Genomic DNA, 12977 nt, shown 5'->3' on the forward strand with positions numbered 1-12977 from the left:
CTCACCCTTCGAGCCGGACCCGTGGATCGATCACGCCGTAGAGAATGTCGATGACCAGATTGAGCAGCACGTACATGACCGCCATGGTCAGCACGAAGCCCTGCACCGGCGCGAAGTCCGAGGAGATCAGCGCTTCCACCGCGTAGGAGCCGATGCCGGGCCACGCGAACACTTTCTCCACCAGCACGTTGGCCCCGAGCAGAAACGAGAACACCATGCTGAGCGTGGTGATGACCGGCAGCATCGCGTTGCGGAACGCGTAGGTGACGATCACGGTGGAGGGCGACAAGCCGCTGGCGCGCGCGGTGCGCACGAAATCGGACGCCAGCACCGCCAGCATCGAGGCCCGCGTCATGCGCGCGATCGGCGCCAGCGAAAAGATCGCCAGCGTCGCCGCCGGCAAAATCAACTGGCTCAACGCCGAACGGAACGTCTCGAACTCGCGCGCGATCAGGGCGTCGATCAGGTAAAGCCCGGTCACGGTCGGCGGCGCGCTGTAAAACACGTCGAGCCGGCCGAGCGGCGCCGGCGACCAGCCGAGCCGGAAATAGAACACGTAGACCAGCACGAGGCCGGTAAAGAACACCGGCAGCGACACGCCGGCCGTCGTGGTGACCCGGCAGAGATGGTCGATCCAGGAGCCTGGGCGCGTGGCAGCGAGCACGCCGAGTGGGATCGCGATTCCGATCGAGACCATGAGGCCGAGCAGCGTCAGCTCGGCGGATGCCGGCAAGCGGTTCCGGATTTCGGTGGCGACCGGCTGGCCCGTGGTCAGCGAGGTACCGAAATCGCCATGCGCGAGATCGTTGGTGTAACGGAAGAACTGTTCGATCAGCGGCTTGTCGAAGCCGAGTTTTTTACGGATTTGCTCGATGGCTTCCTTGCTTGCCGCGGGTCCCGCGAAATAGGCAGCGGGATCGCCCGGCAGCGCGCGCGTCAGCAGGAACGTGACGATCACGACTCCGATCAGGGAGGGAATCGCAAACATCAACCGCTTGCCGATCATGGTCAGCATGGGTTGTGCTCCGCGCTTCGCTTGGCGCACGAGAATAGCGAACAGCGAATGGCGAATAGTTGGAAACTGTCGTCCTTTGCCATTCGCTACTCCCTATTCGCTACTCGCCAGTCACCATTCGCCAACTCACGCCTTCACCAGCGCGCGATAATCGAGCCTGCGGTGGAACCAGTATTGATAGCCCGATACGTTCTTCTGCATCGCGACGTTGACGTAGGGCTGATACAGCGGAATGCGCGGGATGTCCTTGAAGGCGAGGTCGACGAAGCCCTTCACATCGGAGTCGTATTTCGCGGTGTTGCCGATGGCCGCGGCGTCGACGGCACCGTGGATGAAATCGTCCATCGCCTTCGACTGGTAGCTCATGGTGTTGAAGATCGAGTTCTTGCCGTCGTAGCACCAGATGAAGAAATACTCGGGATAATCGAGCCAGCCGGAGAACACGTTGGTATAGAGCGGCAGCACCTTCTTGTTCAGTTCGGTGCGCCAGTTGGCGCCGGGGATCTTGTTGATCGTGGTCTTGATGCCGATTTGCGCCAGGCTCTCCTGCACCAGAATACAGAGCGGCTCGTTGACGCCGGCAAAGCCGAGGTCGAACGACAGCGTGGTCTCGAAACCGTTGGGATAGCCGGCCTCAGCCAGCAAGGCCTTGGCCCTGGCGATGTCGGTGACGTATTTGGTCGGCTGCGGCCAGGCGACCTCGGTCGCCTTGTCCGCCGCCGCGCCGAACATCGGCTTGGCGAGGCCGAACAGCACCGCATCCATGATCTTCTGATAGGGGATCGCGCAAGCGACGGCTTCGCGAACCTTGACGTTGTCGAACGGCGCAATCTTGACGTTCATGCCGATATACTGGACGCCGTTGGAATACGGCACCGAGACGATGTTGAGCTTACCGTTGTCCTTCAGCTCGACGAAATCCTTGTTCGGCAGATCGTAGGAGATGTCGGCATCGCCGCGTTCCAGCAGTGCACGCCGGTTGCCGGCCTGCGGCACCATACGCCATACGATGCGCTTGACCTTTGGCAAGGGACCACCGACCCAGGCGTCGTTGCGCTCCATGATGACTTCGGTGCCGGCGGTCCACTTCACGACCTTGTAGGCGCCCGAGCCCGCGGTCTGCTGCTTGGTGTATTCGAGACCCCACGGATCTTTCTCGGTGGCGTTCTTCTTCACCAGCTCCGAATTGACCACACAGGGCACGATGACCGCGAGGTCGGGGATGGTCAGGCGATCCTTCTTGGCGAAATCGATGCGCACCGTGTTGTCGTCGACGATCACGAACTGCTCGGTCTTGGTCAGCGAGCCCGCGCCCATCTGGAAGGTCGGAAAGCCGCCGACGCTGACGGCACGGTCGAGCGACCACTTGACGTCCTTTGCCGTGACCGGCGCGCCGTCATGGAATTTCGCGTTCTTCTTCAGTTTGAAGGTCACAGACATGTCGCCGACCTTCATGTCCTCGGCGAGCTCGGGCTTGAACTTGTCGCGGTCGTAATACGGCACGCCGCCGGGACCGCTCTTCATCTCGTGGCTGATCAGGCGGTCGTAGCAATTCCACGACACCTCATAGCCGGGCACGCTGGTGCCGACGCCGTGAATGTCGAGATTGTTGGGCCCGCTTTCCGAGACGATCAGCAGCGTCTCCGACCGCGCCTGCGCCTTGGCGGAGGACCAGATCGCCGGCGCGGGCGTGAGCGCGCCGGCAGCCGCCAGCCCCGACACGGATTTGAGGAAATCGCGACGCTTCATGGGTGATGCTCCAACGCCTGAGGGAAAACGGCTTTGGAACTGGCATCGCAAGGTTCGTGCCAACCCTTAAGGAAAGCTTTCTTTCACGCCAACTCATTGATGCTGCTGGCGAATGCACCAGCAGCAAATGGCGACCGGGGATGCGACACCCTAGCGAATTGCATACAAAGAGGTAGATTTGCCCATTTTATATGCAGATATTTTGAGCGCTTCACTTGCTGTGCGGCCCTCAAATCGGCCAGAGCAAATCCTGCAATTCATGGAGGTCCGCGGCCTTCTCCTGCCACCCCTCGATGCAGACTGCCCTGACCGGATCACTGAACCGATGCAGCAGCATCAGCGCTATCAGCCGCCGCTTCAGGTCGGGGGTGATATCCACCGCAGAGTATCCAAAACCTTCGAACAGGCTTCGCACCCGCCGTGGCAGGCCCGCGGTCATGAAGGCGCTGGGGCCAAGCAGGTCATACTCGCGCCTGCCCGTCATCACGTCGCCGAAATCGATCAGCCCCGCGAGCCGCCAACCCGAACCGTCGCGGCTCAGCAAGAAGTTTTCCGGGATGTATTCGCCGGTCAGGATCACTGCTGGCCCCTCCAGCGCGACCAGCGAGGGCGCATCGCGCAGCAATTCGTCCAGCACATCGAGAAATTTCTGCGGCAATCCGAGACGCGCGTGCCGGGCTTGGCATCCTTCGATCTGTCCGCGCATGAAGACGTCCCAGCCCGGCTCGACCGAGGCGAGCGGCCCGACGGGAACGCGCTGCACCTCGGCGATGGTCTCGCCGATTTGTGCAAGCAGACGCTCCTTGTCCGCTTCCGGCAGCGATGGCCAGGCATCCTCGCCCAACACGCCCGATAGCCGCGTGATGACGAGATATGGCCATCCATCACGCTCGCCTTCGGCCACGATTTCGGGGATTGCTATGCGAAGCCGCCCGTGAAGCTGCGCCAGTGCGCCACGTTCCGAGACGAATTGGGCGCGAAGAAATGGCGGGAAGATTTTGAGGATGAGGTTTTCGTCGAGGGCAAGAACGAGATTGGTGCCGGTGGAGAAGATGTGGGGCGCGGTGCACGCCAGGCCGTGGCCGCGGGCGATATCGCGCGCGATCGGCAGCCATTGCGCCGGATCGGCGCGCCAGGCGCGGAAGGGCTCGTAATCTGTGAATGCCGGCAGTGATGCGGTCATGGTGGCGATGAACCTTGTTTGTCGTTATTGCAAGCCACCCGGTCGGCGCGCAGCGCCGCCGGATGACAGGCTCCGCGAAGCAATCCATACCTCAGCGCGGGGATAGATGGATTGCTTCGCTTCGCTCGTAGTGGCGGCGGGGAGGTTACCGGTCCGGATTGGCGCGCTCGAACTGGCGCAGCAGGCGGTTGCCGCGCTCGACGGCTGCGTCGAGTGCCGCCTGCGCGGTGCGCTTGCCGCTGAAGACGTGCTCCAGCTCGTCCTCGATGGCATCGCGGATCAGCACGAAGGAGCCAAGCCGGATTCCCTTCGAGTTCTCGGTCGGTGGCTTCAGGGTCATCTGCTCGATTCCGATCGCAGCACCGGGATTGCGGTCGTAGAAGCCCTGCGCGCGGGTGAGGTCGAAGGCGGCGCGGGTGATCGGCAGATAACCGGTGTTCTGGTGCCAGGCGGCCTGAACCTCGGGCTTGGAGAGATAGGCGAAGAATCGCGCAACGCCGGTGTACTCGGCGCGCGGCCGGTCGCGCAGCACCCATAGCGTGGCGCCGCCGATGATCGAGTTTTGCGGGGCACTGGCGATTTCAGGCCGGTACGGGATTATGCCGTAGCCGACCTCAAACTTCGAATTGGCCTTGATGTCGGCGCGTGTCCCCGACGAGCCGATGAAGATGGCGCATTCGCCCTTCTGAAAACGCGGCTCGGCCGATTGCCCGCGGCCGCTATAGTCGAAAATTTTCGTCGCCTGCCATTCCGCGAGTTGCGCGATATGCCGAACCACGTCCGGCTTGTTGAAGGTCAGCTCGGCATCTAGTCCGCTGAAGCCGTTGGCCCGGGTCGCCAGCGCCAGATTGTGAAATGCGGAAAAATTCTCGACATGGACCCAGGACGGCCAGGATGTGGTGAGCCCGCAGGGCGAACCCGCCGCACGCAGGCGCTTCGCCGCAGCGCCGATCTCGGCCCAGGTCTTCGGCGCTACTTCGGAGTCCAGGCCCGCGGCGCGGAACAGATCCTTGTTGTAGTAGAGGATCGGCGTCGAGACATTGAACGGGAACGAGAGCATGTTGCCGGCGACGTCGGAATAGTAGCCGGTCACGGCCGGCAGATACGCCTCCGGCGAGAACGATTCCGACTGGTCGCGCATCAATTCGAACACCGGATAGATCGCGCCCTTGGCCGCCATCATGGTTGCGGTGGCGATCTCGTTGACTTGAACGATGGCCGGCTGGCTTCGCGATCGGAATGCGAAGATCGCCGCCGTCACCGTCGCGGTGTAATTGCCCTTGTAGGTCGGCACGATCCGGTAGTCGGACTGCGACGCATTGAAATCGGCCGCCAGCTTCTCGAGCTGCTTGCCGAGCTCCCCCGACATCGCGTGCCACCACATGATCTCGGTGGCGGCCTTGGCCGGAGACGCAAGCGCCACGGCGGCGAGTGCTGCGAATTGCAAGAACCTCAAGGCCAGTTTCACCGGTGATTACCCCGCTCTGCCGCGCGAGCGACGTGCCCGTTCGCCGTCCTCATAAATCCCTGCAACCACGGTTTCAATCCGCCGGCATCACCGCAACGCACAATTAAAGATTGCAGCCGGCTAATGGGGATAACCCCAGGCTAGCCCCCGCCAGGCCGAGCCGCCAATAGCCAAGCATCGGCAAATTCTGCTAAAATTGCGTTGAACCTTTTTTCGCCGCTGCAGACTCCATCTCTAAGGGAATTTGTCGCCTGTGTATCGCCGCGCCGACCTTTGGCGGACCGAAGTGCTTGTTGTTGCGCTGTTGCTTACGGCGGTCTCAACGGGCGATTTTGCGCGCGGATTTCGCGCCGCCGATTCCCGAAACGACAGGTATTGGATCGATGTGTCCCGTTCCCGCCCGTCCGGCTCGGGAACCGAGGCCCCCGAACAGACCGGCTCCGCCGCAATCGGTTTCAACCGTACCAACGTTGCATTGATCGGGGCGGTGGCGCCGTTATTGGTCGGGCGCCTTTGCAGAGTGGAGTGGATTTGACCGGCGCGCCGCAACAGCAGCGACCAGCGGAACGGCCGGCGAGCTTCGCCGCGCGGGGGCGCTTTCGCGTCGTCCAATGGCTGCGCGCGGTGCCGATCCGATGGCGCATTCTGTCGATCGCGGGATTGAACTCCGCCGTCGTCATGGTGCTCGCGATATTGATCTGGAACGGCGCCAACGTGCTGGGCTCGGCATGGGACGACGTCCGGCAGGTGCGGGAGTCCGACAAGATCCTGGCGCACCTCGAAAGCGAAACCAGCCGGCTGCAGAACCTGATCCACCGCTACATCAACCAGCCGAGTCCCGAACTGTTCGCCGAAATCCTGCTGCTGCGCGAAGCGGTGCTCGGCACGCTCACCACGCGCGCCTCGAACGATCCGATGCTCTCAGGGTCGGTCGAGCGGCTCGAACAGGTCACCGATCGCTTCCTCAACGGCTTTGGCGAATTGCGCGCCGTGCAGGCCACCATCACCAAGACCTATGAGCAGCAGGTGCTGGGACCGGCCCGGGAAATGGCCGGGCTGTATTCGATCATCGAAGGCGCCACCGGGCATCGCGACGCGCAGATCTGGCCCGCGCTCGGCAGATCGCGCGAGGCGTTTACGGCGCTGCTGGTCGCCGCCAACGCCTATTACCTGTCGCCGGCCTCGGCGTCTGCGGAAGACGCCCGCAGGAATACCGAGACGATCGAGAAGACTATCCCCGTGATGACCGATCTGGCCGACAACGATCTGCAGCGCATGGCGCTGACGCGGCTGAAAGCGCGGACCGTGGCGTTGCGCGAGGGCATGGCCAAGCTGACCGAGCAACTGGCGATCCGGACTGAACTCTTGCGCAACACCATCGATGCCAGCCAGGCCGAGGCCATCGCGGTCATCGACGAACTATCGGTCAAGATGCGCCAGCGCGAACAGAAGGCGCAGGAGACTTTTGACAAGACGCTGTCGGGCATCTCGCGCCGGGTGCTGTCGATTGCCGTGATGTTCCTCGGCATCATCCTTTCCGCCGGCGTCCTGATCGCGCTCTCGATCCGCCTGCCGCTGCAGCAGATCCTGGCGGCGATGCATGCGATCACGTCGGGCAATTACGATCGCCGCGTGCAGGGCACCACCGCCCGGGACGAGGTCGGCGCCATGGCGCGCGCGGTGGACGTGTTCCGCGAAAACGCCATCGCCAAGCGCAAGACAGAAGACGAACTGCGCGCCTCGAAGGAACGAGCGGAGAGTGCATTGCTCGAGCTCAACACCGCGCAGCAGAACCTGATCGACGCCGAACGGCTGGCGGCGCTGGGCGGGCTGGTCGCCGGCGTCGCCCACGAGGTGAACAACCCGATCGGCATCAGCCTGACGGTGGCGTCAAGCTTTGCGCGGCGGGCTGACACGTTCGAGGCCGAATTGCGCAGCGGGCCGCTGCGACGTTCCAAACTTGACGAATTCGTCAAGAGCTCGCGCGATGCAGCAGGGCAACTGGTGGCGAACCTGCACCGCGCCGCCGAACTGATCCAATCGTTCAAGCAGGTCGCGGTCGACCGCTCGCATGCCGAGCGGCGGCAATTCAGCTTGAGCGAGGCCACCGACCAGATCGTCGCAAGCCTGAGGCCGGTTCTGAAGAAGGCGGCGATCACGCTGTCGGTCGACGTGCCGGACGGCCTCGTCATCGATGGCTATCCCGGGTCCTACGGCCAGATATTAACCAATCTTTTCCTCAATGCCGCCAACCATGCCTTTGCCGACGGCCGTTCCGGGGCGATCTCGATCTCGGCGCGGGCCCGCGGCAGCGACGATGTCGAAATTATTTTTGCCGACAACGGGGCCGGAATGACGCCGGACGTGCAGCGGCAGGCGTTCGACCCCTTCTTTACGACGCGCCGCAACGAAGGCGGTACCGGGCTGGGCTTGCATATCGTCTATAATCTTGTCACTCAACAGCTCGGCGGCCGGATGATGCTGGAGTCGAGGCTGGGACAAGGCACCACATTCCGCATTATCATGCCGAAAGTCGCCAAGGGCGGCCCCACCATTACCGACCAGACAGCAGCCGACGGAACTTCTCAATGGCCGAACAGGACGATGTCCTCCATCTGATCGACGATACCGGAATAGCTCCGGAGGACTCATCCGCGCGCAAATGGAAGATCGCCGTCATCGACGACGATGCCGCGGTGCACGAGGGCACCCGCTTTGCGCTGAGCGACTACAATCTCCACGGCGCGACGCTGGAAATCCTGTCAGCCTATTCCGCGGCCGAAGGCCGCACCTTGATGCGCGACAATCCGGATGTTGCAGCCGTGCTGCTCGACGTCATCATGGAGACCGACGTCGCGGGGCTGGAGCTCGTCGAATACATCCGCAACGAGATCAAGAACGAGACCGTCCGCATCATCCTGCGCACCGGCCAGCCGGGACAGGCGCCCGAGCGCCGCGTCATCGTCCAGTACGACATCAACGATTACAAGGCCAAGACCGAGCTGACGGCCGACAAGCTGTTCACCTCGCTGACGGCAGCGCTGCGCAGCTACCAGCAGCTCGAGCGCATGGTGCAGACGAGGCGCGGGCTCGAGATCATCATCGACGCCGCCTCGACGCTGTACGATTTCAAATCGATGCAGCGGCTGGCCGAAGGCGTACTGACCCAGCTCGCCTCGCTGCTCAATGTCGATTGCGCCGGCATTCTGGTGCTGCGCGACGACGGCGCCCCGGGGAGCGAATTCTCGGTGCTGGCCGGTTCGGGCTGCTACAGCCGCTTCATCGGCAGCACGAGCTCCAAGGCGCTCGATCCGGACTTGCGGGCCATGGTCGAAGCGGCCTTCCAGCGCCGCAAGAACGAGTTCGCCGACCACCGCAGCGTGCTCTATTTGCGCACCGGTTCTGGCCGCGAAGTGGTGGTGCTGCTGCAGGCCGAGCGCCAGCTCTCCGACACCGACCGCGCGCTGGTCGAGATTTTCTCCAGCCGGCTGTCGATCGCGTTCGACAACGTCATCCTCTACCGGCAACTGCACGAGGCCAATACCCAGCTCGAAGACCGCGTCGCCCAGCGCACCCGCGCGCTGATGCAGGCCAACCGCAGGCTCTCGGCGCAGTGGCTGCGGCTGCAGCGCGCCAACGGCTTCAAGAACGAAATCCTCGGTACTGTCGCCCATGATTTGAAGAATCCGCTCGGCGTGATCCTCGGCCGCACCGAGATGCTGACCGAATTGATTGGCGCGGGCTCGCCGAAGGAGAACGTCACCGCGCAGGTCGAGCACATCAGGGACGCCACCAAGCGCCTGACATCGATGGTCGATCACCTGATCTCGGATGCGATGGCTGATGCCTTCGACATCACCATCCGCCGCGAGGCGGTCGATGTCGCAGCCCTCGTGACCGAGGTCACCGATTCCAACCTGCCCTCGGCCGTCAACAAGCAGCAAGCCATCACGGTATCAGCTCCGCCGAACATCGTTACCATGTGCGACGCCGACCGGATCCGCGAGGCGATCGACAACCTCGTCAGCAACGCCATCAAATATTCGCCGATCGGCGGCAAGATCACGGTGACCGTCAGCCAAGAGGGCGGCGGCACGGCGATCCGCATCGCCGACCAGGGTGCCGGCCTTTCGCCGGAGGATCTCGGCCGGCTGTTCGGCCGTTTTCAACGCTTATCGGCCAAGCCGACCGCCGGCGAAAGCTCGACCGGCCTCGGCCTATCGATCGTCAAACGTATCATCGACATGCATGGCGGCCATGTGACTGCGGAAAGCGCCGGCCCCGGACAGGGATCGATGTTTACGGTTACACTGCCTGCGACAGAGACGACATGACCCAGAGCCCGCACATCTTCATCGTCGACGACGAGGCGCCGGCCCGCGAGATGGTCGGCGATTACCTCAAGATGCACGGTTTCGGCGTTACCTTGTGCGACGGGGGCAAAAGCCTGCGCAAGGAGATCGAAAACGCCGTGCCCGATCTCGTGGTGCTCGACCTCAACATGCCCGAGGAAGACGGGCTTTCGATCATCCGCGACCTCAAGAGCCGCATCAACGTTCCTGTCATCATGCTGACCGCGACCGCAAGTCCGATCGACCGCGTCGTGGGGCTCGAACTCGGCGCCGACGATTACATCGCAAAGCCCTGCGAGCTGCGCGAACTGATGGCGCGCATCCGCTCGGTGCTTCGCCGCAGCACGCCGGCCAAGGCGGCGACGCCCGAGCCAGCGGCGGCCAAGGCGGAAAAGGAGCAACTGGTGCGGTTCGGCACCAAATGGCTCGACCTCGAAGCCCAGGCGCTGCGCGACGACGAAGGCAACGAGCATCCGCTGACGGCGTCCGAATTCGGCCTGTTGAAGGTGTTCGCGGCGAACCCGAAGCGGGTGTTGTCGCGCGAGCGGCTGCTGGAGCTGGCCAATGCGCGCGACGCCGAAGCCTTCGACCGCGCCGTCGATCTGCGCATCATGCGTATCCGCCGCAAGATCGAGATCGATCCCACCAAGCCCGCCGTGATCCGCACGATCAGAGGCGGTGGCTACCTATTCTCGCCGACCGGCGAGAAGGGCTAGCTTTCTCCGTCCGCGAACGCAGGGACCCATACCACAGGCGTTCGTAATTTCGCCCGGCTAAGGCTCCAGCGTATTTTGACAATCAACACAGGTGGTCATGGGTCCCCGATCGCGCTTGTCCGGGACGCCGGGATTTGTTCCCAGGACCCAAATCTCATCCCTTCCAATTTTCCGCATATTGAAATTATTGGCATTTCTGGCCCGAATGTTTCGTCGCAGGGTCCGCGACGAAACAATTCTCTCCCGCACGAAACCATTTTCCTCTTTTGGTGCAGACATCCCGAAACCGAGCCTAATTAACAATTCTCCCAACGAAACGCCGCCCGGCGTGGAATTGGGAGCCTGTCATGTCGAACGTCATCGCCATCAACGCCGCAGCCAAGAAGTCGATTGCCGCCGCCCGTGCGACATCCGACGAGATGCTGCTGCAGGATATTGCCAAAGGCGGCCGTACGGCGATGCATGTGCTTTACTCCCGCCATAACGTCCGCGTTTACCGCTTCGTGTTGCGCATGGTGCGCGATACCACGATGGCGGAAGACCTCGTCAGCCAGGTGTTCCTCGACGTGTGGCGGACCGCAGCCCAGTTCGAGGGCCGCTCGCAGGTTTCGACGTGGCTGCTGTCGATCGCCCGTTTCAAGGCGCTGACCGCGCTGCGCCAGCGCAAGCATGAGGACATCGAGCAGGAGGACGTGCTGGAGATCGCCGACGAGGCCGACACGCCGGAAGCCTCGCTCGACCGCAGCAACACCAGCGCCATCCTGCGTGCCTGCGTCGCCAAGCTGTCGCCGGCGCATCGCGAGATCATCAACCTGGTCTACTACCACGAGAAGTCGGTGGAAGAGGCCGGCGCGATCATCGGTATTCCCCAGAGCACGGTGAAGACCCGCATGTTCTATGCCCGCAAACAATTGGCCGAGTTGCTTAAGGGCGCCGGCGTGGACAGCATCGCCGCTTAAAGATAAGCGACTTCAAATACTTAGATCGGAGATAGGGGCGGAAAAACGGGGCGGTTTCGACGGACTAAGGTTACTTCCGGCGAAACAAATGAAACATTTCACGACATCACCCGGAAAAACTCACCCCCTATACCGATCATCAACGACTTGAACGCCAACGCCGAACACGAGAGCGATCATGCTGAAGCCGTCCTTCCGCTTTTTCATCGTCCCGCTCGGCGCCGTCGCAACGCTGGCCACCCTGTCGGCCCAGAACGTCCAACCCCGCGCTCAGCGCGATGCCGGTTCGACGTTCGTGCGCGAACAGGTGGTCGATTGCGGCACCAAGAATCCCAAGGAGGTCTGTGTGATCTCCTACGACAGCGAGACCAGCCGCTGAACTTCCTCTCACCTCCCAAGCGACCTCCAACGACCCGGCCGGGATGCCCCCCAGCCGGGTCGCTCTGTTTTGGGAAGGCAAACAGCAAAGCCTTGCTGCGCGCGCAACCATCTGGCTTGCCGTATTTCAGCCGTACACTTGGCCGCTTACGTGACCACGTCGGTCATTATGCTTGCGCCATCGATGGACGCTGCGGCAAACGAAAATGAAGTCAGGCTACGCAAGGGCACGTCGCTCAACGAGCGGCTCGTTCTCGCAAGCCTTGCCGTAGTTTTGTGTCTGATCGCTTTGCCCGGCCTCGCTCACCTGGCAACTGGCCATTGGCTTGGCATCGCCGCTCTCTTTGCGCTGCTGTTCGGATGCCTCCTGCTGGGCGCAGCCCTGCTCGATCGCAATGTCGTCTGGATCATTACGTCAGGCGAAATCCTGATCGGCGAACAGCGTCCATTCGGCAAGCTGCACCGAAGATTGATCAGGGATGACGAAATATCGGGGATGCGTCTGCGAAAGAGCGTCGGCAAATCAGCGGAGTTCAGCCTCGTATTCGAGACCGAATCGGGAGACTTGCTCACCTCGCCTCCCCTGCCTGATATCACCCAGGTGCACCAAACCACCGTCCGAATTGCCCGGTTGCTTCGGCTTCCCGATCCCGAACCGATCGAGAACCCGCTCGACGCCGCCAATGCCGGAATACGACTGGGCAAGCCGGTCAACCGCCATAAAGTGCGAGGACTCAAGATTCTCATCGTACTGCTCGCCGGCTTGCCTAGCGTTCACTTCATCTATGCGCTCTGGAGCGGCAAAATGTCCGCGCTCGTGATTGCCGTCTGGTCGCTCGGCGCGATCGTGGCCTTCGTGCTGCTCAGATATCTCCATCGGATCAATGCATGCTGGATCGTCCACGATGGCGCGATCAGGATCGAACGGCTTTCATGGAACGGCGCGACAGAGGTGGAGACAATCGGCGGTGACGATATCGACGCCATCGACGTCGAGAGTGGCGGTCGCAAGCATAGCCTCTATGCGATCGCAATCCGGCCTCGTACGGGAAAGAAGATCCGCAGTCCCCCGCTGGCTGGCAAGGATCAAACCCGAGCCGTGCAGGCCGAGATCATCAGGCGATTGGGACTGAAACGATCGGCTGCCGGATAGGCTT

10 protein-coding genes are annotated in these 12977 nt (G+C 62.5%); 6 read left to right on the forward strand and 4 right to left on the reverse strand.

What is annotated here, in order from left to right; genetic code table 11:
* Position 1: 1 nt before the first annotated feature.
* The 4 genes from LMTR13_RS36525 to ugpB all read right to left on the reverse strand — a co-directional run bounded on the left by LMTR13_RS36525 (position 2) and on the right by ugpB (position 5403).
* Positions 2-1015 carry an ABC transporter permease gene (locus LMTR13_RS36525; RefSeq protein ID WP_065731967.1) on the reverse strand — a complete coding sequence of 338 codons (1014 nt, stop codon included), beginning with the start codon at positions 1013-1015 and terminating at the stop codon, positions 2-4.
* 126 nt (positions 1016-1141) lie between these two features.
* A complete protein-coding gene (locus tag LMTR13_RS36530) occupies positions 1142-2764 on the reverse strand; it encodes an ABC transporter substrate-binding protein (RefSeq protein WP_065731968.1) in 1623 nt (540 codons plus the stop codon).
* Between the two features lie 229 nt (positions 2765-2993).
* Positions 2994-3947 carry an aminoglycoside phosphotransferase family protein gene (locus tag LMTR13_RS36535; protein ID WP_065731969.1) on the reverse strand — a complete coding sequence of 318 codons (954 nt, stop codon included), beginning with the start codon at positions 3945-3947 and terminating at the stop codon, positions 2994-2996.
* Between the two features lie 145 nt (positions 3948-4092).
* Positions 4093-5403 carry a sn-glycerol-3-phosphate ABC transporter substrate-binding protein UgpB gene (gene ugpB, locus LMTR13_RS36540; protein ID WP_418219744.1) on the reverse strand — a complete coding sequence of 437 codons (1311 nt, stop codon included), beginning with the start codon at positions 5401-5403 and terminating at the stop codon, positions 4093-4095.
* Positions 5404-6039: 636 nt separating this feature from the next.
* Between ugpB and LMTR13_RS36550 the strand changes: the two genes are divergently transcribed.
* From LMTR13_RS36550 to LMTR13_RS36575, 6 genes are all read left to right on the forward strand, one after another.
* Positions 6040-8034, forward strand: a complete 1995-nt coding sequence (locus tag LMTR13_RS36550; protein WP_156796066.1) for a sensor histidine kinase — start codon at positions 6040-6042, stop codon at positions 8032-8034.
* Positions 8004-9749: an ATP-binding response regulator gene (locus LMTR13_RS36555; protein ID WP_065731972.1), complete on the forward strand. Its 1746-nt coding sequence runs from the start codon at positions 8004-8006 to the stop codon at positions 9747-9749. Before LMTR13_RS36550 ends, LMTR13_RS36555 begins: the two co-directional genes overlap by 31 nt.
* Positions 9746-10483 carry a response regulator gene (locus LMTR13_RS36560; RefSeq protein ID WP_065731973.1) on the forward strand — a complete coding sequence of 246 codons (738 nt, stop codon included), beginning with the start codon at positions 9746-9748 and terminating at the stop codon, positions 10481-10483. The genes LMTR13_RS36555 and LMTR13_RS36560 overlap by 4 nt, the downstream gene beginning before the upstream one ends.
* Positions 10484-10830: 347 nt before the next feature.
* Entirely contained in the window at positions 10831-11442 is a 612-nt protein-coding gene (locus tag LMTR13_RS36565) for a sigma-70 family RNA polymerase sigma factor (protein ID WP_065731974.1), read from the forward strand.
* 178 nt (positions 11443-11620) lie between these two features.
* Entirely contained in the window at positions 11621-11821 is a 201-nt protein-coding gene (locus tag LMTR13_RS36570) for a hypothetical protein (RefSeq protein WP_065731975.1), read from the forward strand.
* Between the two features lie 183 nt (positions 11822-12004).
* Complete coding sequence (locus LMTR13_RS36575; RefSeq protein ID WP_065733269.1) at positions 12005-12973, forward strand: hypothetical protein; 969 nt, start codon at positions 12005-12007, stop codon at positions 12971-12973.
* Positions 12974-12977 lie beyond the last annotated feature (4 nt).

Origin of the sequence: Bradyrhizobium icense, from assembly GCF_001693385.1 — a bacterium.
Taxonomy (GTDB): domain Bacteria; phylum Pseudomonadota; class Alphaproteobacteria; order Rhizobiales; family Xanthobacteraceae; genus Bradyrhizobium; species Bradyrhizobium icense.